Genomic DNA, 24263 nt, shown 5'->3' on the forward strand with positions numbered 1-24263 from the left:
GGGGTCAGTCCACCAGCAGCGCGGGCTCCTCGAGCACCGATGCCACGTCGGCGATGAAGCGGCTCATGCCGTCGCCGTCGATCACGCGGTGGTCGAAGGACCCTGCGACCGTCGTCACCCAACGAGGACGCACCTCGCCGTCGACGACCCACGGCTTCTGACTGATGGTGCCCATCGCCACGATGCCGGCCTCGCCGGGGTTGATGATCGGGGTGCCGGCATCCATCCCGAACACACCGATGTTCGTGATGGTGATCGTGCCGCCCTGCTGATCGGCCGGCGGGGTCTTGCCCTCGCGCGCCGTGAGCGTCAGACGGTTCAGCGCCCGCGCCAGGTCCTTCATGCCGAGGTCCTGCGCGTCCTTGATGTTCGGCACGAGCAGGCCGCGCGGGGTGGCGGCGGCGATGCCGAGGTTCACGTAGTGGCGCACGGCGATCTCGGCGCCGGCTTCGGTCTCGATCCAGGCCGCATTCACCATGGGCGTGCGGCGGGCGGCCCAGATCACGGCGCGGGCCATGATCAGCAACGGCGAGACGCGGATGTCGGCGTAGTCGGGCGAGGCCTTGAGGCGCTTGACGAGCTCCATCGTGCGGCTGGCGTCGATCTCCTTCCACACGGTCACGTGCGGGGCCGAGTACGCGCTCTGCACCATCGCCGAAGACGTGGCCTTGCGCACACCCTTGACCGGGATCGACTCGGTGCGGTCGTCGCCGGCAGCCGAAGGCTGGGTCGGAGTGAGCCCTCGCGCGAGCCCAGCCGGAGCAGGCTGGGGTGCGGGCACGGTCTCCTCGCGCACGGTCCCCCACTCGGGAGTCTCGATGTTGCGGAAGACACTCGCCTGCGAGGCGTGCTTCATGACGTCGTCCCGGGTGACCTCGCCGTCGGCGCCGGTCGCGGCGACCGCGGTGAGGTCGACGCCGAGGTCGCGAGCGAGCTTGCGGATCGGCGGCTTCGCGATCACGCCGACCGAAGAGCGCACCGGGCGCTCGGCCGCGCGCTTGCGACGCGAGGTGGCCCCGCCTCCCGTGCCATAGCCGACCAGCACGGAGCCGCCGCCCTCTTCCGCCGCCGGGGCGGCAGGAGCAGCAGTCGGAGCACCGGCGGCGGGTTCCGTGACGAACGTGATGATGGGCGTTCCGACCTCGACCGTCGTGCCCTCCGCGACGAGCAGCTCGCCCACCACACCGGCATGCGGCGACGGCAACTCGACGAGCGACTTGGCCGTCTCGATCTCGCAGAGCACGTCGTTGATCGCGACCGTGTCGCCGGGGGCGACCTTCCAGGCCACGATCTCGGCTTCGGTGAGCCCTTCCCCGACATCGGGGAGGGTGAAGTTCTGCGTGCTCATGACGAGTCCTTTCGGCCGAGCGGGGATGTCAGTATGCCAGCGAGCGATCGACGGCCTCGAGGATGCGGTCGGCATCCGGGAGGTATGCGCCTTCGAGCTTCGCGGGCGGGAACGGGGTGTCGTAGCCCGAGACGCGCAGCACCGGCGCCTCGAGCGCATAGAACGCGCGCTCCATCACGGTCGCCGCGATCTCGCCGCCGATGCTGCCGAAGCCCTGGGCCTCCTGCGCGTAGACCATGCGTCCGGTCTTGCGCACCGAATCGAGGATGGGCTCGTAGTCGACCGGCGACAGCGAGCGCACGTCGACGACCTCGCAGCTCGTGCCCTCGGCCTCGGCGAGCGCCGCGGCCTGCAGGAGCGTGGTGACCATCGCGCCGTGTCCGACGAGCGTCACGTCGCTGCCCGTGCGGACGACCCGCGAGGAGTGCAGCGGAACGGCGGAGGCATCGAGCTCGACCTCGCCCTTCTGCCAGTAGCGGCTCTTCGGCTCCATGAAGATCACCGGGTCGTTCGAGGCGATCGCCTCCTGGATCATCCAGTACGCGTCGTTGGGCGTCGACGGCGAGACCACGCGCAGACCTGGGGTGTGCGCGAAGTACGCCTCCGGGCTCTCCTGGTGGTGCTCGACCGCGCCGATGTGCCCGCCGTAGGGGATGCGGATCACGATGGGCATGCTGATCGCGCCCTCGTGCCGGTTGGTGAGCTTCGCGAGCTGCGTGGTGATCTGGTCGAACGCGGGGAACACGAAACCGTCGAACTGGATCTCGATGACGGGGCGGTACCCGACCATCGCCATGCCGATCGCGGTGCCGACGATCCCCGACTCGGCCAGAGGGGTGTCGAGCACCCGACGGTCTCCGAAGTCGCGCTGCAGATGCTCCGTCACGCGGAAGACGCCGCCGAGCTTGCCGATGTCCTCGCCCATGAGCAGGACCTTCGGGTCGTTCTCCATGGCCTTGCGCATACCCGCGTTCAGCGCCTTGCTGAGCGGCATCGTCTCCAGAGTCACTGGGCTCCTCCTTCGAACGACGCTTCGTACTGCGCGCGCCAGGCCTTCTGCTGGTCGATCAGCGGATGCGGCTCGCTGTACACGTGGTCGAAGATCTTGTCGGCGCTGGGCGGCCCGAGCTCCACGGTGCGGGCGCGCAGATCCTCCGCGGCATCCGCCGCCTCCGCCTCCACGTCGGCGAACAGCTGCGCCGACGCTCCCCGCCCTTCGAGGAACGCGCGCATCCGGACGATCGGATCGCGACCGGCCCAGTACTGCTCCTCGTCGGTGCCGCGGTACTTCGTCGGGTCGTCGCTCGTGGTGTGGGCGCCGAGCCGATAGGTGACGGCCTCGATCGCCTGCGGGCCGTTGCCGGCGCGGGCCTCGTCGAGCGCGACACGGGAGACGGCGTAGCTGGCGAGTACGTCGTTGCCGTCGACACGGACGCTCGGGATGCCGTAGCCGGCGCTGCGCTGCACGAGCGGCACGCGCGACTGGGTGGACACGGGCACGGAGATCGCCCAGTGGTTGTTCTGGAGGAAGAAGACGGTGGGCGCCTGGTAGCTCGCGGCGAAGACCATCGCCTCGTGCACGTCGCCCTGACTGGATGCACCATCGCCGTAGTAGACGATGACCGCTTCATCGCGGTCGGCATCGCCGGTTCCGGTGCGGCCGTCGAAGACGAGGCCCATCCCGTAGCCGGCGGCGTGCAGCACCTGCGATCCGAGCACGAGCGTGTACAACCGGGTGTTGCCGTTCTTGGGGTCGGTCGGGTCCCACCCGCCGTGCGAGACGCCGCGCATCAGCTTGATGATGTCGACGGGATCGACGCCGCGGATGCGGGTCACGGCGTGCTCGCGGTACGAGGGGAAGATCGTGTCCTGCGCGCGGGCGGCGCGACCGGAGCCGACCTGTGCCGCCTCCTGCCCCCGGCTCGGCGGCCACAGCGCGAGCTGCCCCTGCCGCTGCAGGTTCGTCGCCTGGGTGTCGATCGCACGGATCACGACCATGTCCCGGTAGAACTGCTCGAGTTCCGCGTCGCCGATCGCTTCGATCAGGGGAAGGTATCGCTCAGCGGCGGCGGACGGCGCGTAGCGTCCGGTCTCGTCCAGAACGCTCACAAGGGGTGTCTCGGAGGTGGTCACGCTCTCACGCTACCCGCGCCCGCATGCCAGGTCACGCATACCTAGGACGCCCTTGTAACTGGCGGGAACCCGGAGAAAACCGCGGAAAACCGCCCGAACCAGGAGGAGGGACCGCCTCAGCGGACGGAGGCTGCCACCTCGAGCACGCGGGCGATGGAGTCTTCCTCGCCCACCGAGATGCGGATGCCGTCTCCCGAGAACGGACGGACGATGAGGTCGTTCTCCACGAAGGCCGCAGCCACCTCGTCGGTGCGCTCGCCCGCGGGCAGCCAGACGAAGTTGGACTGGGAGTCTGGCACGTCCCAGCCCTGCGCGCGGAGGCCCTCCAAGAGGCGGGCGCGTCGCTCGACGATCACGGCGACGCGCTCCAGAAGCTCGGACTCGGCGTCGAGGCTGGCGATCGCGGCGTTCTCCGCGGCGGAGGTGACCGAGAGCGGGATACCGGTGGTGCGCGCGGCGTCGAGCACCTTCTCGTGTCCGATCGCATAGCCGACGCGGAGGCCGGCGAGACCGTAGGCCTTCGAGAAGGTGCGCAGCACCACCACGTTCGGGTGCTGTTCGAACACGCGCTCGGCGAGGCCGTCGACCGCGTCGGGCGCCGTGACGAACTCGGTGTACGCCTCGTCGAGGATGATCAGGACGTCGTTCGGGACGCGCTCGACGAAGGCGGCGAACTCGGCCGAGGTGATGATCGGCCCGGTCGGGTTGTTGGGCGTGCACAGGATGATCGCGCGGGTGCGATCGGTCACCGCGTCCGCCATCGCATCGAGATCGTGGCGGGAATCGGCGGTGAGCGGCACCTGCACCCCGGTCGCACCGGCCACCAGCGGCAGGCTGGGGTACGCCTCGAAGGAGCGCCACGCGTAGATGACCTCATCGCCCACCGATGCGGTCGCGAGGATCAGCTGGTGCAGGATCGACACGCTGCCGGATGCGACGTGCACCTGGTCGGGCTCGACCCCGTAGCGGGCACCGAGACGCGCGCGCAGGCGCCCGGCCGTGGCGTCGGGGTAGCGGTTGATCGGCGTCGTGCTCTGCAGCGCCTCGAGCACCGAGGGCAGGGGATCGAACGGGTTCTCGTTGCTCGAAAGCTTGAACGCGTCGGGGCCTGCCTGCTTGCCCTGGCGATACGGCGCGAGCGCGGCGATGGCGGGACGGATGCGGGGCAGGATGGGCTCGGTCACGAGGTCGAGTCTACGAGGGCGGCGGCGGGCGGCGGCGGGCTCGGACGCGGCCCATCGAGGCGTGAAGTGCGGTGGTACCATTTTGGTATGGCCATGACGGTGCGACTTCCGGAAGAACTCGACGCGCAGCTCGAGGCGATAGCACGCGCCCGGCACACCTCGAAGCACGCGGTGATCATCGAGGCGGCGACGCGGTTCGCGAACAGCGAGTCGAAGACAGACCGCGTGCTCTCGATCGCCGACGAGGTGACCGAACGCTACGCCGAGACTCTCAAGCGACTCGAAGACGCCTGAGCGATGGCGACGGAGTACATCGAGCCGGCGCAGGCACTCGCCCTGATAGCGAAGCTCGGACTGCACGTCCGTGACGAAGGGTTGCTCTTCTCCGCGCTCGCTCGCCCTTCAGCGGGGATGTTCGGCGTCGATGCGTATCCGACCTTCACGGAGAAGGCCGCGGCGCTGATCAGTTCGGTCGCACAGAACCACGCGCTGTTCGACGGGAACAAGCGGATCTCTCTGTACCTCACGTTCATCTTCATCCGACTCAACGGATACGAGGTGACGTTCACGAACGACGAGGCATTCGACTTCGTTCTCGACGTCGCACAGAGCCGACTGGACCTGCACCAGATCGCACAGGTCATCTCCGCACACATTGCAGAAGACACCGCAGGCTGACACTCGCGGGCGTCCGTGGGACACTGGTCGGACCATGCGCTTCATCATCCGCGTCGTCGTCAACGCCTTCGCCCTCTGGGTCGTCACCCTGATCCCTGCCCTGCAGGTCGTGATCACCGCCTTCCCGCCGGGCGAGACGCTGCAGCTCGTACTGACCCTGCTCGCGGTGGCCGCGATCTTCGCGCTCGTGAACACGATCATCGGCACGATCGTGAAGATCGTCGCGTTCCCGCTCTACATCATCACGTTCGGTCTGATCGGCTTCCTGATCAACGGCTTCCTGCTGTGGTTGACCGCGTGGATCACGAGCGGCTTCGGCTGGGGCCTGACGGTCGGCGACTTCTGGTGGGGCGTGCTCGCCGCGCTCATCATCTCGGTGATCAACGGCATCTTCGGCTTCATCCTGCGACCGCAGAGCAAGAACCGCCGCGACTGAGTCGGTCGGGTTCACCCCGCCCGCTCGGCATGGAACTCGATACGCTCGACCTCCACGGCTTCACCGAGCTCTTCCCAGTACTCGTCGACGGCCTCGGCCCGCGGGTCGTCTGACGCGTCGACCATCTCCGCCGTCGCGACGTAGGTCTCCAGGCCGTGGGTCTGCAGCTTCAGATCCTGGATTCCGCCGTGCGGATCGCCGACGCGCGACGCGGTGAAACTGTCGGGAGATCCCGTCCCCTCCGCCGACCCGCCCGCGGCGAGCGCGGACACGACGTCGTCGGTATGACGCAGCTGGAGCAGAGTCTGGTCGTCGGTCAGACTCGGCTCGGTGGGACTGCCCGCCGTCATCATGACCGACACCTCGAACTCGCTCTCCATCGCCAGGCGGGCGGCGATCATCCCGCCCTGCGAGTGCGCGACCACGTCGACCCGGTCGCCCGGCTCCACACCCGCCGCCGTGAGGGCATCGAGGGTGGCCTGATACGACGCCGACGGGCCGCCCTGATAGAGCTCGACGTTCGACTTCATGTCCCACGGCTCCGACTCCCCCGCCTGCCACGGCAGCGAATTCCGAGTCCCGGCGATGTAGGCCACGTACCGGGTCGCGCCCCCGACCATCGTGTACTTCTCGACCGCGACCTGCGCGGTCGCTCCTGGTACCCGCCGGAAGGCCGCAGCGAGGCCTGTCGGCGCGTTCGGAGTCGTGGTCTTGACCGGCGTCACCCGCACGGGATCCGTCACCCCCGACAGCACCATGCCCGGTCGGACCTTGCCGAGCCCCGAAGCGACGCCCACCAGGGCGCCGGCCACGAACACCGACGGGAGCGGGCCGTCCGGGTCGTACTGGTCGCCGAGCCCGTCGAAGCGCTGCCGCTTCCAGCCCGCCACCAGCCAGTCCGCCATGGTCGCCAGCCGTGCGTCTGCCTCGACCATCTCGTCGGCGCGCGCCTGCGCTTCGTTCGCCGCCGCGGCGTCGGTGAGAGCGAGGGCCTCCGCCTGTGCTCGCAGCTCGACCACCTCGAACGCATTGGCCATCAGCAGCGTTCCGGTGCCGGCGTTCTCGATCTCGGCACCCAGCTTGCCCACCTGGTCGCCGCTGCGTCGGAGAGCACCGAGGTCGACGTGCGGATCCGCCTGTGCGGAGGAGGAGAGGAGCGCCTGCGCGCGACCGACCGCCTCGCGTGCCTCGGCGAACCTCGATGCCACCGTGCGCAGGCGCGCGCCGACCTCGCGCAGCTGCTCGGTGTCGACGGCGATCGCCCCGCCGTGATCGATCTCCAGCTCCCCGGCGTTCGTCGACGCCTCCGCACTCGTGATCCGCCTCATCCGGCGCTCCCCTCACCCAGCTCCCACCGCCTCACCTCGAGGTTCCCGATCTCGACGGCGGTGTCATCACGCACTCGCGCGAGCAGCTCGTTCAGCGCACGGAGACCCGCGGATCGCCAGTCGGACGCATCGATGAGCGAGACCAGCGTCGCTCCTGCCTCCTCGAGCGTCGAGAGGGCCTCGCCGATCTCCCGACACGCCAGGACCTGCCCCCACGCCGTGGAGGAGCCGCCGGACAGGTCGTGCGCGAACGAGTACATGGCCTCAGCATCCGCGATCACGGGCCACCCGCCCCACCCGATCCGCACGACCGGTGGAGAGAGCGACGCCTGCTCGGGATGTGCAGAAGGTCGCGGGAGACGGCTCGCGCTGTGCAGGACGCCCGAGGGCGGGCAGAATGTATCTGTGACATCCCCGGATCCCTTCCGCGTGATCTTCGTCTGCACGGGGAACATCTGCCGCTCTCCCATGGCCGAGGTCGTCTTCCGCGACCTCGCCGAACGGCAGGGACTCGGCCCGCGCATCGTCTCGCGCAGTGCGGGAACCGGCGACTGGCATCTCGGCGAGCGGGCCGACCACCGCACGATCGACTCGCTGGCCCGACGCGGCTACGACGGCTCGCAGCACCGCGCCCGCCAATTCACCGCTGCGGCGTTCGCCGACAACGATCTCGTCGTCGCGCTCGACCGCACCCACGAGCGCATCCTGAGGGAGTGGGCGCACGACGAGGACGAGGAGGGCAAGGTCACCCTGCTGCTGGCCTTCGACCCGAACGCCTCGAGCCACGATGTGCCCGATCCGTACTACGCGGGAGCGGAAATGTTCGATTCCGTGCTCGGTATGATTGAGGCGGCGACTCGGGGCCTGTTCCGTCAGCTCGAACCCGCTCTGCGTCTCCCCCGCACGCCCCGCCTCTGAGGGGCCCGATCAGGAGGACTCCCCTGACTTTCCAGCCTTCGCTCCCGCCCCAGCCCCTGAGCCCGCTCGACGGTCGCTACCGCGGCGCCGTCACCGGTCTCGCCGACTTCCTGTCCGAGGCGGGCCTGAACCGGGCGCGCGTCGAGGTCGAGGTCGAGTGGCTGATCGCACTCACCGACCGCTCGCTGTTCGAGACGACTCCGCTCTCCGACGCCGACAAGGAGCGCCTGCGCGCCCTCTACCGCGATTTCGGGCAGGCCGAGATCGACTGGCTGGCCGAGAAGGAAGCGGTCACCCAGCACGATGTGAAGGCGATCGAGTACCTCGTGCGCGACCGGCTCTCGACGCTCGGACTTGACGGCATCGCCGAGCTCACACACTTCGCCGCCACGAGCGAGGACATCAACTCCGCTTCGTACGCCCTCACCGTGAAGCGCGCCGTCGAAGAGGTCTGGCTCCCGGCGCTCGACACCGTGATCGCGAAGCTGCGCGAGCTCGCCGTCGAGCACGCCGACGCCGCGATGCTCTCCCGCACGCACGGTCAGCCCGCGACGCCGTCGACCATGGGCAAGGAGCTCGCGGTGTTCGCGTGGCGTCTCGAGCGCGTACGCGGCCAGATCGCGGCATCCGACTACCTGGCCAAGTTCTCCGGCGCCACCGGCACCTGGTCCGCGCACCTCGCGGCCGACCCCGACGCCGACTGGCCGACCATCGCCCGCGAGTACATCGAGGGCATGGGCCTGGGGTTCAACATCCTCACCACGCAGATCGAGTCGCACGACTGGCAGGTCGAGCTCTACGACCGCGTGCGTCACGCCGGCGGCATCCTGCACAACCTCGCGACCGACATCTGGACCTACATCTCGCTCGGCTACTTCGCGCAGATCCCGGTCGCCGGTGCCACCGGCTCGTCGACGATGCCGCACAAGATCAACCCGATCCGCTTCGAGAACGCCGAGGCCAACCTCGAGATCTCGGGTGCGCTGCTCGCCTCGCTCGGCCAGACGCTGGTCACCAGCCGCCTGCAGCGCGACCTCACCGACTCCACCACGCAGCGCAACATCGGCGTGGCGTTCGGTCACTCGCTGCTCGCCCTGGACAACCTGCGCCGAGGCCTGAACGCGATCTCGCTCTCGCGTGACGTGCTGCTGGCCGACCTCGACGTGAACTGGGAAGTTCTGGCCGAGGCCATCCAGACCGTCATCCGCGCCGAGGTCGTCGCCGGTCGCTCCACGATCACGGACCCCTATGCGTTGCTCAAGGAGCTGACGCGCGGACACCGGGTAGGGGCCGCAGACCTCGCCGAGTTCGTGCAGGGTCTCGAGATCGGCGACGCCGCCAAGCAGCGCCTGCTCGCGCTGACCCCGGCGACGTACACGGGCATCGCGGAGCGCCTCGCCCGCTGAGCGCGGTTCGCACTCGACGGGCACTCCGAGCGCACGGCCCCGTGACTAGGGAGCCGGCTCTCCGGAGTGCTCTTCGACCCTGTCCTTCGGCATGAACGCGGCGGCGATCAGGGTGAGCACGGCAGTCACGGCGACCGCGACGAACACCCAGACCGACGCATGGATGATCGTGCCGGGGTCGTCAGGACCCGCTCCCTGCGCGATGACCGCGTTGGAGATGGCGCCGAACACCGCGACGCCCACGGCGCTTCCGGCCGACCGTGCGAACGCGTTCATGCCCGTCACCGCCCCGCGCTCGCCCCAGCCGACAGAGGCCTGCGCGGCGATCAGGGTCGGCGCCGCGCTCCACCCGAGTCCGAAACCGAGCACGAACGCGATGCCGGCGATCACGAACGGGTTCGGCCACGAGGCCACGGCGGCCAGCGCGATGGCGGCGACCGTCGTGATGCTCATGCCGATCAGCGTGGTGCGGCGGAAGCCGATCCGCAGATACAGGCGTCCTGCGTTCGCCGCGGCGAGCGGCCAGCCGAGGGTCAGCGCCGCGACCGCGAGGCCGGAGAGCAGCGGGGCGATGCCGGTGGATCCCTCGAGGTAGGCCGGAGCGAAGCTGGTGACACCGAGCATCAGCGCGCCGATGCCGAGCGACACGAGCGTGGTGGTGAGGATGAGCCGACGAGCCGCGAGACGCAGGTCGACGATCGGCTCGGCGACGCGGCGCTCGACGATGCCGAAGGCCACGAGGGCGATCACCCCGATCCCGAAGCAGAGCGCGCTCTGCACGGACAGCCATGCCCAGGCGTTGCCCCCCTCCAGCATGCCGAGGATGACCGCGGTCAACCCGATCGTGAGCAGCACCGCTCCCGCGTAGTCGATGCTGTGGCGCTGGGTCTGCTTCTGCTCCTTGTAGTTGCGTAGCAGCATCCACCCGGCGATCAGGCAGAGCGGGATGTTGATCCAGAAGATCCACCGCCAGGCGTCGAGCTGGGCGAAGATTCCGCCGAGTGCCGGACCGACGACCGAAGAGATGGCCCACACGCTCGCGACGTACCCCTGTACCTTGGCGCGCTCGGCGACCGTGTAGATGTCGCCGACGATGGTCATCGCCATGGGGGCGACGGCACCGGCGCCGATGCCCTGGATGATGCGGAACACGATCAGCGCCGGCATGCTCCAGGCGAATCCGCAGAGGAGGGAACCGAGCAGGAACAGCACGATGCCGAGGAGGATGATGGGCTTTCGGCCCACGGTGTCGGCGAATCGGGAGTAGATGGGCACGCTCACGGCCTGCGCGAGCAGATACACCGAGAACAGCCACGGGAACTGCTGGTAGCTGCCGAGATCGCGGACGATGCTGGGCACCGCGGTCGCGAGGATCGTGGCGTCGATCGCGATGAGGCCGGTGGCGAGCATGAGCGCGCCGAGGATGGGACCTCGCTCCGACCGGAGTCCGATGGAGGCGCGGTCGACGGAGGCAGTCACTACAGGGACAAGCCGATCGGTCGCACCGATATTCCGACCGGTGCGCGATACGCGCGGATCAGGAGGAGGCGCGGCGGCCGGTCGCCTCGGAGTCGGGGTCGTCTCCCTCGGGCTCCTCGTCGTACAGCACCGGACGATCGATCGTCTTGGTGACGTCGGCCGGGTCGACGGCGAGGATCAGCATCGCGAGGATCAGCAGCGTCACGATGAAGGCCCCACCGCCGACGACGAGGCCCAGGGCCAACGGGGTCAGCCCGTCGTACGTGCCGTTCGCGATCGACGCGTTCACCCGCGACGTGAAGGCACCGGTGGAGACCAGCGTGACGACCATGGCGAAGACGCCGCAGCCGGCCGCGATGAGGAGCAGGTGCAGGGGCCGCAGAATGTCCCGGCGGGTGGGCTTCTCGTCGCTCATCGCTCTCCTCCGTGCTCCGCGGGAGCGGCGCTGTCGTTCGAATCGGATGCCGCGGTCGCGGCGTCGATCTGCTTCGGCGTGAGGCCGGCGATGCCGAGGAAGACGGCGACGATCGCCGCATAGCCGCCGAACATGCCGACACCGAGGATGATGCCGGAGAGCACGAATGTGCCGGCCTTGTCGATCGTGTACTCCTGCAGGAACCCGGCCGGGATTAGCAGCAGGACGACACCGAGCAGAACACCCAGCGCCCCCACGGAGATCGCGTCGCGGGACAGCATGCCGCCGGTGCGACGAGCCCGGATCCCAGCGAGCAGCTCGATGCCGCCGCTGACGATCGCCCAGGACGACACGACGACGAAGAACAGATCATCGGAGCGCCAGGCCGGGATGCCGCTCACCATGCCGGCGACGATGCCGACCGCTGCGAGCAGCACATACGACCAGCGCGACCCTGCGGGAACGACCAGCCAGGCCGCGAGCACCTGCACGAGGGCGGTGATGAGGACGAAGCCGCTGAAGACGGACAGACCGACGGGTGCCGAGTGATCGGACGAGAACGTGATCATCAGCGCAGCGACTGCGGCGAACAGGGCGCGCAGCAATTGGACGTGGCGCATGGTGAATGCGCGAGCAGGGGCAGACATGACGGTCCAGAGTCCTCCGGGGTATTGCTCCCAGTCTACGCGGGGCTGCGCAGACGCAACGCCGGGGGCCGCGCGGAGGGAGGATTCGTGAAGCCCGGCTGATCTCCCCAGATCGATTGCCGGGCTTCACGACATACGCAGCAAGGGGGGCATCACTGCGTCAGGCCGGTGATCGCAGGACTGGGCACCCTGCCTGCGAAGACGGCCAAGTGACCCCACATGCCCACCCGGTCCCCTGAGGTACGCGCGTGCGGTCGTATGCTCACTCTAAGGCGCTGATCTTCACATACCGGAGGGGATCTGTGATGAATATCGAAGATGACGCGCGCAGAGCCGAATCCGATGACTTCGCGAACGCCCTGCGCGACGCGATAAACGCCAAGCCGGTGACGCTGTCGTGGCTGCAGCGGCAGCTCAAGGCCCGCGGGAATCGCGTGTCCATGGCGACGCTGAGCTATTGGCGATCGGGCGCGCGACGGCCGGAGGGCGTGCAGTCGCTGGCCGCGCTCTCCGACATCGAGGAGCTTCTCGGGCTCGACGTCGGTGCCCTGAGCAGACTGCTCCGCTCGACGAACCGCACAGGGCCGCTCGGGCCGAACCAGTTCCCGATCGAGGAGGAAGAGCTCGAGCTGGCCGTGATCGAGGCCTTCCGCGCGCTCGGCGCCTCGTATCCCGACACCTCGCGCGAGCTCACGACCCATTCGGTGACCGATGTGGGCGCCGACGGCAACATCGCCTCCAGCATCACGCGCAGCATCGTGCAGTCCACGGTGGGCACCATCACGGCGATCCCCTTCCTGGAGATCAACCCCGGGGTGCGCACCCCGGCACCGGAGCTGGCGGCCGTGTCCGGCGGCAGGATCGCCGCTCGATACTCCCACCCGGACGGTGAGGTGCACGGGGTGCTGTTCGAGCTCGACGTGCCCCTGACAGCGCCGGAGACCGCGATGGTCGAATGGTCGGTCGAGTATCCGCCCGACTATCCCCAGACACGCGACACCGGTCACGCCGTGGCTCAGAAGGCCAGGGAGCTGCTGGTGTGGACGCGCTTTCACCCCGATGCCATCCCGGACTGGTGCGAGGAGCACGTCGAGACGCCGGAGGGCGTGACGGTGACGCCGCTGCCGCCGCCGCGCGGAACATCGGTGCATCTGGTGCGCAGGGCGTTCGGCCCCGGCGCCCTCAGCCTGCACTGGGGATACGGTCCCCGCGAGGATCAGCCGGGCTGATCGCCCGTCGCGACCGGGCGGCCAGGGGTGTTGGACCACTGACTCCACGATCCGGGGAAGACCTTCGCGTCGATGCCGACCTCGTGCAGGACCAGCGCCGTGTGGGCGGCCGTCACACCGGAACCGCAGTACGCCGCGACCGTCGTCCCCGGGGCCACGCCGACCTCAGCGAAGCTCGCCAGGAGCGTCTCTCGATCGAGGATGCGCCCCTGCGCGTCGAAGTGCACGGGTTCGGGAAGGTTGCGCGCGCCGGGGATGTGCCCGCCGACCGGGTCGTAGGGCTCGGAGTCACCGCGATACCGATCGGCAGCACGGGCGTCGATCAGCACGCCGGATGCCGGGAAGGCGGCAGCCTCGTCGATCGAGATCGCATCGCCGCCGATCGGGCGGAGCACGACGTCGCCCGGCTCCGGGCGCACATCGTCGGTCGCGACGTCGAACCCCGCGGCCTTCCAGCCCTGGATACCGCCGTCGAGCACGCGCACGTCGATGCCGCCCTGACGCAGCAGCCACCACGCGCGGGCAGCCGAGATGCTCTTGAAGTCGTCGTAAGCGACGACGGTTTCACCGGCTCGCACGCCCCATCGACGGGCCGCCTCCTGGAGGGCGGCCGTCGACGGCAACGGGTGCCGTCCCTCCGAGGGCTCGCCGTGGGTGGACAGCTCGGTGTCGAGCCCGACGAACACGGCACCGGGGATGTGGCCGGTGAGGTAGTCGCCATGCCCCGCCTCGGGACGGTCGAGCCGCCAGCGCACATCGATCACGCGCACCGGCTCTCCCCGGGTCAGAAGGTCGTTCAGCTCGACGGCACTCACGAAGTCGCTCATGCTGCGAGGCTACCGAGTCGGCCACGGCATCCGGTGCGCGTACGTCTTCTCCCGTCACGATCCGTGCGGCGGCCGCGGCCCGTTAGGCTCTATCCGGCAACGTCGAGAAAGGGCCAACGATGCCCTCTCGTCTGCGTTTCATGCGGCTGCGTCCGCAGGAGGCCGCGCTCATCGCGATCACCGCGGTCTGGGGCAGCACGTTCCTGCTGGTGCACTGGGCGATGGAGCACGCGGGTCCCTGGTTCTTCGTCGGCATCCGGTTCCTCATCGCAGGGCTCATCAGCGTCGTGATCTTCCGCCGCGTGCTGCACGGCATCCGCTGGCGCGACATCGGCGCCGGCGTCGCGATCGGCGTGATGATCTACCTCGGCTACGGTCTGCAGACGCTGGGGCTGCAGAGCATCGACAGCAGCACCTCGGCCTTCATCACCGCGATGTACGTGCCGCTGGTGCCGCTCGCGCAGTGGGCCGTGTTCCGCAAGCGTCCGCCCGCCATGGCGTTCGTCGGCGCGGGGCTGGCCTTCGTCGGGCTGCTGTTCATCGCGGGACCCGACGCCTTCGCGCTGACACTCGGCGCCGGCGAGATCGCGACCATGATCAGCACCGTGCCGATCGCCGCGGAGATCATCCTGATCAGCCTGTTCGCGGGGAAGATCGATCTCGGACGCATCACCGTCGTGCAGCTGCTGACCGCGGGAGTGCTGGGGCTGCTCACGATGCCGGTGGTGGGCGAGGGCGTGCCGGAGTTCTCCTGGGTCTGGGTCGGCTGCGCGGTCGGACTGGGGGCGGCGAGCTGTCTGATCCAGCTGACCATGAACTGGGCGCAGAAGTCGGTGTCACCCACCCGCGCGACCATCATCTACGCCGGAGAGCCGGTGTGGGCAGGGGTCATCGGACGCATCGCCGGTGAACGCCTGCCCGCGACCGCACTCATCGGCGGGGCGCTCGTCGTGCTCGGGATCCTCGCGAGCGAGCTGAAGCTCGTCCGGCGACGCGCGAAGCAGGAAGCACCCCCGGAGGTCAGAGCGTGAGCAGCACCTTGGTCGCCCGGCGCTCGTCCATCGCCCGGTAGCCCTCCGCGGCCTCCTCCAACGGGAGGGTCAGGTCGAAGACCTTGCCCGGGTCGATCTTCCGGTCCCAGATGAGCTGGATCAGCTCGGGGAGGAAGCGGCGCACCGGCGCAGGACCGCCGTGCAGGTGCACGCCGGAGAAGAACAGCTCGTCGCCCGGCAGCGCCACGTCGTGGGAGACGCCGACGTAGCCGACATGGCCGCCGGGGCGGGTGGAGCGGATCGCCTGCATCATGGACTCCTGCGTGCCGACCGCCTCGATCACCGAGTGCGCGCCGAGGCCGTTCGTGAGCTCCTTGATGCGCGCGACACCCGCGTCTCCACGCTCGGAGACGATGTCGGTCGCGCCGAACTCGCGCGCCAGCGCCTGCCGATCGGCGTGCCGGCTCATCGCGATGATGCGCTCGGCGCCGAGCTCCCGCGCGGCGAGGATGCCGAGGAGCCCCACGGCACCGTCACCGACGACGGCGACGGTCTTGCCCGGTCCGACCTCGGCGGCGACGGCCGCGAACCAGCCCGTGCCGAGGACGTCGGATGCGGCGAGCAGCGAGGGGATCAGGTCGGTATCGGGCTGTCCGGGTGTGACGACCAGCGTGCCGTCGGCGTGCGGGATGAGCGCGTACTCGGCCTGTGTGCCGTATCTGCCCATCGGCACGACGTGCACGCAGCGGGACTGGTAGCCCGCCTGGCAGATCTCGCACGTGTTGTCGGACGCCATGAACGAGCCGACCACGAAGTCGCCGACCTTCAGCGTCTGCACCTCGGCGCCGATCTCCTCGACGACGCCGACGTACTCGTGCCCCATCGGGTCATGATCGACCTCGTTCGCACCGCGGTACGGCCACAGGTCGGAGCCGCAGATGCAGGTCGCCGCGATCCGGATCACGGCGTCGGTGGGTCGGGTGATGGTGGGCTTCTCCCGCTCCTCGACTCTGACGTCGCCGGGGGCGTGCATGACTACTCCGCGCATTCGTGATGCTCCTTCTCTCGCGTGACATCCAGTCAACGCCGATTCCGCCTCGGATGGGAGGTACTGAGGGAACCCCTTCGAGATTCACAGATCCGGGAATACTCCGCAGGAGCACGTGTTGCACCCGACATGATTGAAACTTCAACCGTCGCTCCGGTCGCCACGGAGCGCACGCGCGTCCGCGTGCCGCTGCGCTTCGGCGACGGCTTCTCCACGACCGCCGACGTGGTCACGTTCGACGGACTGATCGACGCCCGCGAGCACCTTCTGCTGGGGCTCGGCGACTGGAACGCCGCGATCGAACGCGCGACCGACGGCGGCGATGCCCCGCTCGTGCGACCGCACAGCGAGTGCCTCACCGGCGACGTCTTCGGGTCGGAGCGGTGCGACTGCGGCCCCCAGCTGCGCGAGGCCGTGGAGCGCATCGCCGCCGAGGGCGGCTTCCTGCTGTACCTGCGCCAGGAGGGTCGGGGGATCGGCCTCTACGCCAAGCTCGACGCCTACGCCCTGCAGGATGCGGGGCTCGACACGTACGAGGCGAACGTCGCCCTGGGCCGCGGCGAGGACGAGCGCGACTACACCGTGGCCGCCCAGATGCTGAAGGCCGTCGGGGTCGACGGCATCCGTCTGCTGAGCAACAACCCCGACAAGGCCGTGCAGCTCGAGGAGCTCGGCATCCGCGTGACCGAGAGGGTGCCGACCGAGGTGCACCTGTCGGAGTCCAACTCCCGCTACCTGCAGGCCAAGCGGGACCACACGGCGCACACGCTCGACCTGTCGGCGGCGTGACAGTCCAGGAGGACACCATGACGGCGGAGCAGCCGCATCCGCGTCGACTCGACGACACCGAGATGGACACGTGGCTGCCCGTGATCCGCTTCGTCCAGCTGCTGCCGCAGGTGCTCGATCGCACACTGAAGGAAGAGGTCGGGCTCAACCACGCGCGCTACGCCATCCTCGTCACCCTGGCGGGCCGGGGCGAGGGCGCCGTCACCATGACCGAGCTCGCCCGCATCGCCGGGCTCAGCCGTTCGCGTCTGAGCCACGCGCTCGACTCGCTCGAGGAACGAGGCTGGGTCGAGCGTGCCTCGTGCGGCGCCGACAAGCGCACCCTCTCGGCCGCCCTGACTCCGGCGGGGCGGGAGATGCTGCGCACGGCCGCTCCCGTGCACGTCGAACAGGTGCGGGAACTCGTGCTCGATCCGCTCACCGCCGAGGAGCGCGAACAGCTGAGGGCGATCCTCGGGAAGCTCCTGCCGGGCGTGACGGCGGCGCTGTAAACGGGTGCGGGCCGGTCACCGGTACCGCCAGTACCTCCCTCCACGGTCACTGAGCGCGTAGCGTCGGAGCATGGACACCCGCAGCGAGGTGCGCGAGTTCCTCTCCACGAGGCGCGCACGCATCACCCCCGACCAGGCAGGACTGCCCGCATTCGGTGGCAACCGCCGGGTTCCGGGCCTGCGTCGCGAGGAGGTCTCACTGCTCGCGGGCGTCAGTGTGGACTACTACACACGGCTCGAACGCGGTGACCTGTCCGGCGCCTCCGACAGCGTGCTCGAAGCTCTCGCCCGCGCGCTGCAGCTGGATGAGGCTGAGACCGCGCACCTGTTCGACCTCGCCCGCGCCGCGAACGCCTCCCCGGTCGCGCGGACACCTCGCAAGAAGTCGACGGTGCTGCGGCCCAGCATCCTCCGTCTGCTCGATGCGATGACCGAGGCACCGGCGATCGTGCGCGACAACCACTTCGACTACCTCGCCGCGAACGCCCTGGGGCGAGCCCTGTACGCTCCCGTGTTCGCACAGCCGCAGCCGAACAGCGCCCGCTTCGCCTTCCTCGATCCGGCGGCGCAGGAGTTCTACCCCGAATGGGAGCGCAACACGCAGGAGCTCGTGGCCGCGATGCGGGGCGAAGCCGGACGCAACCCCTTCGACCGCAGGCTCACCGATCTCGTCGGCGAGCTCTCGACGCGGAGCGAGCGGTTCCGCACCCTGTGGGCTGCCCACAACGTGCGCTTCCACCGCACGGGTGTGAAGCGCATCGCGCATCCGGTGGTCGGGGAGATCGAGCTGACATACGAGGCGTTCGAGCTGCCCGCCGATCCCGGCCTGCACCTGTCGACCTATACGGCGGAACCGGGAACACCCTCGGCCGACAAGCTGAGGATGCTCGCCAGCTGGGCGGCGACGGATGCGGGGGCATTCCCCTCCGCGGCATCCGCATCCGACCGCGCGGAGGCCTGAGCCGCGTGGTTCTGCTCTGAGCAGAACCACTCGAACGCGCCTGATGCCCCGGATTATCGTGAGGCATGGCCGACATCCTCTCGTTCCCGCGCGCCCCTCGCCCCGACCGTCCGCAGCTGAGCGGGCCCGAACCGCTCTGGCGGCACATGCTGGGCGACCAGCTGCGGCGTCGACGCCACGATCGCGAAGAGACCCTCACGGAGACCGCGGAGAAGGCCGGCGTCTCTCCGCAGTACCTCTCCGAGGTCGAGCGCGGGTTGAAGGAGCCGTCGAGCGAGATGATCGCCGCGATAGCCGGCGCTCTCGACACGAGCCTCATCGAGCTGACGAGCGCCGTGGCCGATGAGCTGCGCTCTGCTGCGGTGTCGGCATCCGCTGCGGTGTCGATCTCCGCTGCGGTGTCACGTGGCGCACTCGCCCTCGCCGCCTGATCCCCGGACCCGTCATCTGCATGATCGACGGACGGATGCATGACCACAGGTCCCACTTCGGTCATGCATCCGTCCAACGCTCATGCATCCGTCCGCCAGCCCGGACGCCACCTCAGCTCCGCGCGCCCAGCACCGTGTCGATGAGTCCGTACTCGAGCGCGGCCGCGGCGGTGAACACCCGATCGCGGTCGGTGTCGGCGCGCAGTTGTGCGACCGTGCGGCCGCTGTGCCCGGCGAGGATCTCCTCCATATCCGAGCGCACCCGCACCACCTCGTCGGCCGCGAGGATCAGGTCGGGGATCGCGCCTCGAGACTGCCCGGCCGGCTGATGCAGCACGATGCGGGCGTGCGCGAGGGCAGCCCGCTCCCCTGGTGATCCGGCGGCGACGAGCAGCGCGGCGGGGCCGATCGCCTGCCCCACGCACGTCGTCGCGATGCGCGGACGGATGTGCCGCATCGTGTCGTAGATCGCCAGCGCCGCACCGGGATCCCCGCCCTCGCTGTTGATGTAGAACTGGACACCAGACTCCGGGCTGTCCGCGTCGAGGTGCAGCAGCTGCGCGATGAGGGCGTTCGCGACCCCCGCATCGATGCCGGTTCCGAGATAGATGACGCGCTCCGCGAGCAGGTGCGAGTACACGTCCATGACGCGCTCCCCTCTCGGATGCTGAGCGATGACGTTCGGGATCGTGTAGCCGCTCATGCGTCCGCCCCCAACCCGACTCGTGTGCGTCGTCGCGGCATGACCTCGGCGATCGAGGCGGCGATACCGTCGATGAAGCCGTACTCCTGCGCCTGTGTCGCGGTGTACCAGCGGTCGTGCAGCGAGTCCTCGAAGATGCGGGCGACCGGCTGACCCGTGTCGGTGGCGATGAGCCCGAGCACGGTGTCGCGCATGTGTCGGAGGTCGTCGGCCTGCGTCTCGATCTCGCCGGCCGAGCCGCCGATGCCCGCAGACCCCTGATGCATGAGGATGCGCGCGTGCGCGAGGGCCCGCCGTCTGCCCGGCGTGCCGGCGGAGAGCAGGAACTGCCCGGCGCTGCAGGCGAGCCCGAGGGCCAGGGTCGCGACATCGTTGGGGATGAGCCGCATGATGTCGCGGATCGCGAGCATCGATGGCACGGAGCCGCCGGGCGAGTGGATCCAGAGCGCGATCTCGGCGAGGGGGTCTTCCGTCGAGAGCGCGAGCAGCTGCGTCATCAGCAGCGTGCCGTTGTCGTCGTCGAGAGCACCGTCGAGCACGAGCACCCGCTCGTGGAACAGCGCCCGCCGGGCTTCAGGACCGAACTGCCGGATGGGGTTGTCTTCGCTCATGCCCCCAGCATCTGCCGCAGCGCTCCGAGCAGGACCGGATTCTGCCGTGGGCGGCTCTGCCCTGAGCGGATGCGTGCAGACGCGGGCTCACCGGTGGCGTCCACCTCGGAGCTGTTCACCGAGCCCCCTGGGCGGGTGCCGGTGGGGGAGGCATCCGCCCAGGGGGCTCAGGTGGGGGGTGGGGTGGGGGTGGGTGGGGTCAGGCAGCGAGGGCGAGAGCGCGCCGGTGGGTGATGCGGTGACCGACCCAGAAGCCGATCGCGATCAGCCCGGCCAGGGCGACACCGAGGATCCAGGGCAGCATCGAGGGCGCGGCCCCTGCGGTGACGGTGGCGAGGGTGCCGGAGCCTTCCGCGATCAGGCCGTTGCCCTCGGCGAGATCGGCGGCTCCGACTTCGAGCTTGTCCCCGCCCGCTGCGAGATCACCAGAGCCGTCCGCGACCGCGGAGGCTCCCGTCGAGAGTTCGCCGATGCCGATGTTGAGGTCGCCGGCACCGGACTGCAGCGCGCCGACGCCGGCGGCGAGCGTGCTCGCGCCGTCGTTCAGGCGGGTCGCGCCCGCGCTGAGGTTGGCCGTTCCCGAGTAGAGGGACGATGCTCCGGTGGAGAGTGTCTGCAGACCGGAGGCGAGCTTCGCGGCGCCGGCCGAGAGCTGAGACGTGCCCGATTGCAGAGTCTGCGCGCCGGCGACGAGGGCGGGCGCCCCCTGAGGTGCGATGAGCGCCGCGGTGCCGGGCCACTTCTGGGACGCGTCTCCGCTGATGAGCGCGTTGACGCCGGCCGTGACCCTCGCGGAGCCACCGGCTGCGGCGACGAGCCCCTGTGCGAGAGCGGGAGCCGACGCCGCAGGGGCCACCAGAGCGTCGACCTCCCCGTCGACCTGCATGGCGAGCGTGACGAGGTCACGGAGCTTCGCGTCGTCGGGGGAGGTCGCGAGCAGAGCGGTGAGGCCATCGGCGAGCTGCTGGGAGTGGCCGGGGGCCATGGACGCGAGACCCTTGAGCGTCGCCTCGGTGGACGGCTGCGCCAGGCCCTGCACTGCGGGCGTCACACCCTTGCGAAGCGTGTCGCTGAAACCCGTCGCGCCGACGAGCACGCCGTTCGCGTATGCGTGCGCACCGTTGACGCCTGCTGCGAGCGTCGACATCCCGCTGGAGAGCGCCTGGGCCCCGGCATCCGCCGTCGCCAGCTTCGACGCGAGCTCCTGAGCCCCGGCGAGCGCCGTCTGCGCTCCCCCGCTGACCTTGCCCGCGCCGGCCACCGCCGAAGAGGCTCCGGCGGCCAGGCTGCTGGCGCCCTCGGCGAGCGTCGTGGCACCGGTCGCGGCCGTCGTGGCACCGTCGCTCAGCTTCTGCGATCCCGCGTGCGCGCTGACTGCCCCCGCGGAGAGGTCGATGCTGCCCTCGGCGAGCTGCGATGCGCCGGCCGAGAGGTCTGCGGCGCCGGCGGCGAGATCGGCGGAACCGTCTTTCGCCGATGTGGTGCCGTCGGCGAGTTCGGACGCTCCGGCGGCGATCTTGCTCGTCGTCACGAAGAACAGGATCACCATGGCGGCCAGCAGCAGGCTGAGGACGATCACGGCGATGCGCATGCCGATGCCGTGCGAATGGGGTGTGGTACTCGTCATCGAGGACTCCCGAGGTCAGTGGCGTCGTTGCCACCGGCGACTGTATGGGCAGGCTCGACCCCGACCCCCGGATTTGCCGTTCGATACCAAGTCTCAGCACGCCTGGGACTCAGTTTCTTGTGGCGAGTGCACAAACGATGGGCGCAGACCGCTGTGTCTTCCACGAAAACGGAACGTAACATCGTGGACTCACGGCCCGCCTAGTCTCGTGCCCATGGCGAAGCAGAAGGCACCGGCGTGGCAGTGGTCGGAGGACGGACTCAACTTCCGCACCCGCAAGTGGGTGCGCCCGGAGGATCTCAACGCGAACGGCTCGCTGTTCGGCGGCAGCCTGCTGAAGTGGATCGACGAAGAGGCCGCGATCTACGCGATCGTGCAGCTGGGCAACTACCGCGCCGTGACCAAGCACATCTCGGAGATCAACTTCGAGGCCTCGGCCGTGCAGGGCGACCTGATCGAGATCGGCCTGCAGGCGACCCACTTCGGCAGGACCTCCCTGACGATGCGCGCGGTGGCCAGGAACATGATCACGCGCAAGCGCATCCTCACGATCGAGAAGATCGTGTTCGTGAGCCTCGACGACGACGGGACACCGACGCCGCACGGCTACACCGAGATCACCTACGACCGAGACCGGATGCCGACCGAGCACATCGCCACCGGGACGATCCGGCTCCCCTCACCCTGACGCTGCTCGACAGCGCCGAGCCACCTCCTCAGGCGCGAACAGCCCCCCGGTGCGTCTCGCTCGAGGAGGTGACCCGGTCGGAGAGGGGCGCTTCGACCGGGAAAGCCGGCGCAGCGGCGAACGCCTGAGCCAGATCGGCGATGAGATCGTCGACGTCTTCCAGGCCGATCGACAGCCGCAGCACGTCGGCGGCGGGCCGCGCCTCCGGCGGCACCGGGCGATGGGTGAGCGCGGCGGGGTGCTGGATCAGCGAGTCGACGCCGCCCAGCGAGACGGCGTGCGTGAACAGGGTCGTCGTGGTCGTGACGGCGGAGGCTGCGGCGAAACCACCCCGCATCCGCATCGCGATCATCGCACCGGTGCCCCGCATCTGCCGTTCCAGGATGCCGCGCGGGTCACCGTCCAGACCCGGGTAGTAGACCTCGGCGATCTCCGGCCGATCGATGAGCCACTGCACGATCCGTCGCGCACTCTCCTGCTGGTGCCGCACGCGCACCGGCAGCGTCGTGAGGCCGCGGTGCAGCAGATACGCCCCGAGGGGATGCAGCAGCCCACCGGTCACCGCCCGCACGCGGCGCAGCGCCTGCGCCGTCTCCTCCCCGCACGCGACGACGCCGGCGATCACATCGCCGTGGCCGCCGAGGTACTTGGTGGCGCTGTGCAACGACATCGCAGCACCCAGATCGATCGGATTCTGCAGCACCGGGGTCGCGAAGGTGTTGTCGACGACGACCGGCACCGACCCGGCCTGACGCACCACGTCGGCGATGTCGGCGATCTCGAGCGTCGGGTTCGCCGGGGTCTCGACGACCACGAGGCCGGTATCGGGACGGACGGCTGCCGCGACCTCGTCGGGATGGCAGTAGGTGGTCTCGACGCCGAGCAGCCCGGATCCGAGCAGGTGGTCGGTGCCCCCGTAGAGCGGACGCACCGCGACCACGTGGCGCGCCCCCGTCGCACCGGTGTGTGCGAGGATCACGGCCGTCATCGCGGCCATGCCCGAGGCGAAGGCGACAGACGCATCGGCGTGCTCGAGTTCGGCCAGTGCCTCCTCGAAGCGGGCGACCGTGGGATTCCACAGCCGCGCGTAGACCATGCTGCCGTCGGCCGGGGGACGCCCGCCCGTCGCCATCGCCTCGTACGAGTCCCCGCCGCGCTCGATGTCGGGGAGCGGGTTCGTCGTCGACAGGTCGATCGGCAGCGCGTGGACCCCGAGACCCTCGAGATCGGAGCGTCCGCTGTGGACGGCGACGGTGTCGGGATGCAGCGGTGCAGTCATGCCTCCACGTTGCCGGAATCACGATGAATGCGCAGAAGATCGACAGAAGCCGCCAGAAAATCGATGCCGAACGCTACTCTGTGCAATATCCAGCAGGCAAGGAGGCCTTCCGTTGGCGAAAGCACAACTCGACGAGATCGACCTCGAACTGCTCGCGGTCCTCACTCGTGATGCCGAGACGACGAACAAGGCGCTCGCGCATCGGCTCGGCCTCGCCGAGTCGACCTGCGCGCATCGGGTGCGGGCGCTGCGCGAGCGCGGCGTCATCCGCGACACCTGCATCCGCATCGACGGGGCCGCCCTCGGCTTCCCGCTGCAGGCGATCATCAAGGTGCGCCTCGCGAACCACACCGGGGCGAAGGTGACCGCGCTCTTCGATGCCCTCGCCGACATCCCGCGCGTGCTGCAGGTCTTCCACGTGGCCGGCGTCGACGACTTCCTCGTGCACGTGGCGGTGCAGGATGCGACGGCACTGCGCGACATCGTGCTCGAGCACATCACGGTCCATCCGGTCGTGCGCGGCACCGAGACCCAGCTCGTGTTCGAGCTGCGCGACGGACCGGGAGTGCTCTCCACCTGACCCGTCCGGCCGGAACGAGCGGGGCGTCGGTGCGT

29 protein-coding genes are annotated in these 24263 nt (G+C 69.5%); 13 read left to right on the forward strand and 16 right to left on the reverse strand.

The window, feature by feature from the left end; translation table 11 throughout:
• Positions 1-4 precede the first annotated feature (4 nt).
• From ASC55_RS10300 to ASC55_RS10315, 4 genes are all read right to left on the reverse strand, one after another.
• A complete protein-coding gene (locus ASC55_RS10300) occupies positions 5-1348 on the reverse strand; it encodes a dihydrolipoamide acetyltransferase family protein (RefSeq protein WP_055875063.1) in 1344 nt (447 codons plus the stop codon).
• Between the two features lie 28 nt (positions 1349-1376).
• On the reverse strand, positions 1377-2342 hold the full coding sequence (locus ASC55_RS10305) for an alpha-ketoacid dehydrogenase subunit beta (protein WP_055866953.1): 966 nt from the start codon (positions 2340-2342) through the stop codon (positions 1377-1379).
• Positions 2343-2353: 11 nt separating this feature from the next.
• The gene (locus tag ASC55_RS10310; RefSeq protein ID WP_055875066.1) at positions 2354-3481 is read right to left on the reverse strand and encodes a thiamine pyrophosphate-dependent dehydrogenase E1 component subunit alpha; all 1128 of its coding nucleotides are present in this window, start codon (positions 3479-3481) and stop codon (positions 2354-2356) included.
• Positions 3482-3597: 116 nt separating this feature from the next.
• On the reverse strand, positions 3598-4665 hold the full coding sequence (locus ASC55_RS10315; protein ID WP_055875069.1) for a histidinol-phosphate transaminase: 1068 nt from the start codon (positions 4663-4665) through the stop codon (positions 3598-3600).
• A gap of 87 nt (positions 4666-4752) precedes the next feature.
• Between ASC55_RS10315 and ASC55_RS10320 the strand changes: the two genes are divergently transcribed.
• Genes ASC55_RS10320 through ASC55_RS10330 form a run of 3 tightly spaced genes read left to right on the forward strand, consistent with a single transcriptional unit; the run spans position 4753 to position 5779 of the window.
• Positions 4753-4959 (forward strand): ribbon-helix-helix protein, CopG family, encoded by a 207-nt coding sequence (locus tag ASC55_RS10320; protein WP_017829758.1) that lies wholly within the window; start codon positions 4753-4755, stop codon positions 4957-4959.
• A gap of 3 nt (positions 4960-4962) precedes the next feature.
• A complete protein-coding gene (locus ASC55_RS10325) occupies positions 4963-5343 on the forward strand; it encodes a type II toxin-antitoxin system death-on-curing family toxin (RefSeq protein WP_082524300.1) in 381 nt (126 codons plus the stop codon).
• A gap of 34 nt (positions 5344-5377) precedes the next feature.
• Positions 5378-5779, forward strand: coding sequence for a phage holin family protein (locus tag ASC55_RS10330; protein ID WP_055866628.1), 402 nt, complete (start codon positions 5378-5380; stop codon positions 5777-5779).
• An 11-nt stretch (positions 5780-5790) separates the two neighbouring features.
• Here ASC55_RS10330 and ASC55_RS10335 read toward each other — a convergent pair whose 3' ends face one another.
• Together ASC55_RS10335 and ASC55_RS10340 are read right to left on the reverse strand one after the other, a co-directional pair.
• Complete coding sequence (locus tag ASC55_RS10335; protein WP_055875072.1) at positions 5791-7107, reverse strand: hypothetical protein; 1317 nt, start codon at positions 7105-7107, stop codon at positions 5791-5793.
• A complete protein-coding gene (locus tag ASC55_RS10340; RefSeq protein WP_127483231.1) occupies positions 7104-7415 on the reverse strand; it encodes a hypothetical protein in 312 nt (103 codons plus the stop codon). The genes ASC55_RS10335 and ASC55_RS10340 overlap by 4 nt, the downstream gene beginning before the upstream one ends.
• A gap of 160 nt (positions 7416-7575) precedes the next feature.
• Here ASC55_RS10340 and ASC55_RS10345 point away from each other — a divergent pair, with 160 nt between their 5' ends.
• On the forward strand, positions 7576-8025 hold the full coding sequence (locus ASC55_RS10345; RefSeq protein WP_017829763.1) for a low molecular weight protein-tyrosine-phosphatase: 450 nt from the start codon (positions 7576-7578) through the stop codon (positions 8023-8025).
• Between the two features lie 23 nt (positions 8026-8048).
• Positions 8049-9431 carry an adenylosuccinate lyase gene (gene purB, locus ASC55_RS10350; RefSeq protein WP_051056563.1) on the forward strand — a complete coding sequence of 461 codons (1383 nt, stop codon included), beginning with the start codon at positions 8049-8051 and terminating at the stop codon, positions 9429-9431.
• A 45-nt stretch (positions 9432-9476) separates the two neighbouring features.
• On the opposite strand, the gene ASC55_RS10355 is transcribed toward purB, so the two are convergent.
• From ASC55_RS10355 to ASC55_RS10365, 3 genes are read right to left on the reverse strand one after another with little or no spacing between them, the layout of a single operon-like run.
• Positions 9477-10910: an MFS transporter gene (locus tag ASC55_RS10355; protein WP_055875077.1), complete on the reverse strand. Its 1434-nt coding sequence runs from the start codon at positions 10908-10910 to the stop codon at positions 9477-9479.
• 58 nt (positions 10911-10968) lie between these two features.
• Positions 10969-11325: a hypothetical protein gene (locus ASC55_RS10360; RefSeq protein ID WP_017829767.1), complete on the reverse strand. Its 357-nt coding sequence runs from the start codon at positions 11323-11325 to the stop codon at positions 10969-10971.
• Positions 11322-11972 carry a hypothetical protein gene (locus tag ASC55_RS10365; protein ID WP_055866634.1) on the reverse strand — a complete coding sequence of 217 codons (651 nt, stop codon included), beginning with the start codon at positions 11970-11972 and terminating at the stop codon, positions 11322-11324. Before ASC55_RS10365 ends, ASC55_RS10360 begins: the two co-directional genes overlap by 4 nt.
• A 305-nt stretch (positions 11973-12277) precedes the next feature.
• Between ASC55_RS10365 and ASC55_RS10370 the strand changes: the two genes are divergently transcribed.
• Positions 12278-13201: a hypothetical protein gene (locus ASC55_RS10370; protein WP_017829769.1), complete on the forward strand. Its 924-nt coding sequence runs from the start codon at positions 12278-12280 to the stop codon at positions 13199-13201.
• On the opposite strand, the gene ASC55_RS10375 is transcribed toward ASC55_RS10370, so the two are convergent.
• Positions 13189-14028 carry a sulfurtransferase gene (locus tag ASC55_RS10375; protein WP_055875080.1) on the reverse strand — a complete coding sequence of 280 codons (840 nt, stop codon included), beginning with the start codon at positions 14026-14028 and terminating at the stop codon, positions 13189-13191. The two genes, ASC55_RS10370 and ASC55_RS10375, sit on opposite strands and share 13 nt — an antisense overlap.
• Positions 14029-14147: 119 nt before the next feature.
• On the opposite strand from ASC55_RS10375, the gene ASC55_RS10380 reads away from it, so the two are divergent.
• A complete protein-coding gene (locus ASC55_RS10380; RefSeq protein WP_055875083.1) occupies positions 14148-15059 on the forward strand; it encodes a DMT family transporter in 912 nt (303 codons plus the stop codon).
• Here ASC55_RS10380 and ASC55_RS10385 read toward each other — a convergent pair.
• A complete protein-coding gene (locus ASC55_RS10385) occupies positions 15049-16068 on the reverse strand; it encodes a zinc-dependent alcohol dehydrogenase family protein (RefSeq protein ID WP_055875085.1) in 1020 nt (339 codons plus the stop codon). The two genes, ASC55_RS10380 and ASC55_RS10385, sit on opposite strands and share 11 nt — an antisense overlap.
• A 129-nt stretch (positions 16069-16197) precedes the next feature.
• On the opposite strand from ASC55_RS10385, the gene ASC55_RS10390 reads away from it, so the two are divergent.
• From ASC55_RS10390 to ASC55_RS10405, 4 genes are all read left to right on the forward strand, one after another.
• Positions 16198-16857: a GTP cyclohydrolase II gene (locus ASC55_RS10390; protein WP_017829773.1), complete on the forward strand. Its 660-nt coding sequence runs from the start codon at positions 16198-16200 to the stop codon at positions 16855-16857.
• A gap of 17 nt (positions 16858-16874) precedes the next feature.
• Entirely contained in the window at positions 16875-17348 is a 474-nt protein-coding gene (locus ASC55_RS10395) for a MarR family winged helix-turn-helix transcriptional regulator (protein WP_055875088.1), read from the forward strand.
• A 70-nt stretch (positions 17349-17418) separates the two neighbouring features.
• Positions 17419-18309, forward strand: coding sequence for a helix-turn-helix transcriptional regulator (locus ASC55_RS10400; protein ID WP_055866650.1), 891 nt, complete (start codon positions 17419-17421; stop codon positions 18307-18309).
• 65 nt (positions 18310-18374) lie between these two features.
• On the forward strand, positions 18375-18740 hold the full coding sequence (locus ASC55_RS10405; protein WP_055875091.1) for a helix-turn-helix domain-containing protein: 366 nt from the start codon (positions 18375-18377) through the stop codon (positions 18738-18740).
• Positions 18741-18852: 112 nt separating this feature from the next.
• Here the strand turns inward: ASC55_RS10405 and ASC55_RS10410 are convergent, their stop codons facing one another.
• The 4 genes from ASC55_RS10410 to ASC55_RS10420 form a co-directional block, all read right to left on the reverse strand.
• Positions 18853-19443: a ClpP family protease gene (locus tag ASC55_RS10410; protein WP_055875095.1), complete on the reverse strand. Its 591-nt coding sequence runs from the start codon at positions 19441-19443 to the stop codon at positions 18853-18855.
• Positions 19440-20054, reverse strand: coding sequence for a ClpP family protease (locus tag ASC55_RS10415; protein ID WP_055875099.1), 615 nt, complete (start codon positions 20052-20054; stop codon positions 19440-19442). The genes ASC55_RS10410 and ASC55_RS10415 overlap by 4 nt, the downstream gene beginning before the upstream one ends.
• Complete coding sequence (locus ASC55_RS17780) at positions 20051-20173, reverse strand: hypothetical protein (protein WP_258185869.1); 123 nt, start codon at positions 20171-20173, stop codon at positions 20051-20053. Before ASC55_RS17780 ends, ASC55_RS10415 begins: the two co-directional genes overlap by 4 nt.
• Before the next feature lie 80 nt (positions 20174-20253).
• Positions 20254-21681 (reverse strand): hypothetical protein, encoded by a 1428-nt coding sequence (locus ASC55_RS10420; protein WP_082524301.1) that lies wholly within the window; start codon positions 21679-21681, stop codon positions 20254-20256.
• Between the two features lie 214 nt (positions 21682-21895).
• Between ASC55_RS10420 and ASC55_RS10425 the strand changes: the two genes are divergently transcribed.
• On the forward strand, positions 21896-22369 hold the full coding sequence (locus ASC55_RS10425; protein WP_017829781.1) for an acyl-CoA thioesterase: 474 nt from the start codon (positions 21896-21898) through the stop codon (positions 22367-22369).
• 28 nt (positions 22370-22397) lie between these two features.
• Here ASC55_RS10425 and ASC55_RS10430 read toward each other — a convergent pair whose 3' ends face one another.
• Positions 22398-23648 (reverse strand): trans-sulfuration enzyme family protein, encoded by a 1251-nt coding sequence (locus ASC55_RS10430; protein WP_055875107.1) that lies wholly within the window; start codon positions 23646-23648, stop codon positions 22398-22400.
• Between the two features lie 112 nt (positions 23649-23760).
• On the opposite strand from ASC55_RS10430, the gene ASC55_RS10435 reads away from it, so the two are divergent.
• Positions 23761-24228: an Lrp/AsnC family transcriptional regulator gene (locus ASC55_RS10435; RefSeq protein ID WP_055875111.1), complete on the forward strand. Its 468-nt coding sequence runs from the start codon at positions 23761-23763 to the stop codon at positions 24226-24228.
• The last annotated feature ends 35 nt before the right edge of the window (positions 24229-24263 follow it).

The organism is Microbacterium sp. Root322 (assembly GCF_001425645.1).
Classification (GTDB): Bacteria; Actinomycetota; Actinomycetes; order Actinomycetales; family Microbacteriaceae; genus Microbacterium; species Microbacterium maritypicum.

Bases quoted from the DNA above. Each gene is read 5' to 3' on its own strand.
- ASC55_RS10300 (WP_055875063.1), bottom strand. From the start codon at position 1,348: ATGAGCACGCAGAACTTCACCCTCCCCGATGTCGGGGAAGGGCTCACC.
- ASC55_RS10305 (WP_055866953.1), bottom strand. From the start codon at position 2,342: ATGCCGCTCAGCAAGGCGCTGAACGCGGGTATGCGCAAGGCCATGGAG.
- ASC55_RS10320 (WP_017829758.1), top strand. From the start codon at position 4,753: ATGGCCATGACGGTGCGACTTCCGGAAGAACTCGACGCGCAGCTCGAG.
- ASC55_RS10325 (WP_082524300.1), top strand. From the start codon at position 4,963: ATGGCGACGGAGTACATCGAGCCGGCGCAGGCACTCGCCCTGATAGCG.
- ASC55_RS10330 (WP_055866628.1), top strand. From the start codon at position 5,378: ATGCGCTTCATCATCCGCGTCGTCGTCAACGCCTTCGCCCTCTGGGTC.
- ASC55_RS10335 (WP_055875072.1), bottom strand. From the start codon at position 7,107: ATGAGGCGGATCACGAGTGCGGAGGCGTCGACGAACGCCGGGGAGCTG.
- ASC55_RS10345 (WP_017829763.1), top strand. From the start codon at position 7,576: ATGGCCGAGGTCGTCTTCCGCGACCTCGCCGAACGGCAGGGACTCGGC.
- ASC55_RS10360 (WP_017829767.1), bottom strand. From the start codon at position 11,325: ATGAGCGACGAGAAGCCCACCCGCCGGGACATTCTGCGGCCCCTGCAC.
- ASC55_RS10365 (WP_055866634.1), bottom strand. From the start codon at position 11,972: ATGTCTGCCCCTGCTCGCGCATTCACCATGCGCCACGTCCAATTGCTG.
- ASC55_RS10370 (WP_017829769.1), top strand. From the start codon at position 12,278: ATGAATATCGAAGATGACGCGCGCAGAGCCGAATCCGATGACTTCGCG.
- ASC55_RS10375 (WP_055875080.1), bottom strand. From the start codon at position 14,028: ATGAGCGACTTCGTGAGTGCCGTCGAGCTGAACGACCTTCTGACCCGG.
- ASC55_RS10380 (WP_055875083.1), top strand. From the start codon at position 14,148: ATGCCCTCTCGTCTGCGTTTCATGCGGCTGCGTCCGCAGGAGGCCGCG.
- ASC55_RS10385 (WP_055875085.1), bottom strand. From the start codon at position 16,068: ATGCGCGGAGTAGTCATGCACGCCCCCGGCGACGTCAGAGTCGAGGAG.
- ASC55_RS10390 (WP_017829773.1), top strand. From the start codon at position 16,198: ATGATTGAAACTTCAACCGTCGCTCCGGTCGCCACGGAGCGCACGCGC.
- ASC55_RS10395 (WP_055875088.1), top strand. From the start codon at position 16,875: ATGACGGCGGAGCAGCCGCATCCGCGTCGACTCGACGACACCGAGATG.
- ASC55_RS10400 (WP_055866650.1), top strand. From the start codon at position 17,419: ATGGACACCCGCAGCGAGGTGCGCGAGTTCCTCTCCACGAGGCGCGCA.
- ASC55_RS10405 (WP_055875091.1), top strand. From the start codon at position 18,375: ATGGCCGACATCCTCTCGTTCCCGCGCGCCCCTCGCCCCGACCGTCCG.
- ASC55_RS10410 (WP_055875095.1), bottom strand. From the start codon at position 19,443: ATGAGCGGCTACACGATCCCGAACGTCATCGCTCAGCATCCGAGAGGG.
- ASC55_RS10415 (WP_055875099.1), bottom strand. From the start codon at position 20,054: ATGAGCGAAGACAACCCCATCCGGCAGTTCGGTCCTGAAGCCCGGCGG.
- ASC55_RS10420 (WP_082524301.1), bottom strand. From the start codon at position 21,681: ATGACGAGTACCACACCCCATTCGCACGGCATCGGCATGCGCATCGCC.
- ASC55_RS10425 (WP_017829781.1), top strand. From the start codon at position 21,896: ATGGCGAAGCAGAAGGCACCGGCGTGGCAGTGGTCGGAGGACGGACTC.
- ASC55_RS10430 (WP_055875107.1), bottom strand. From the start codon at position 23,648: ATGACTGCACCGCTGCATCCCGACACCGTCGCCGTCCACAGCGGACGC.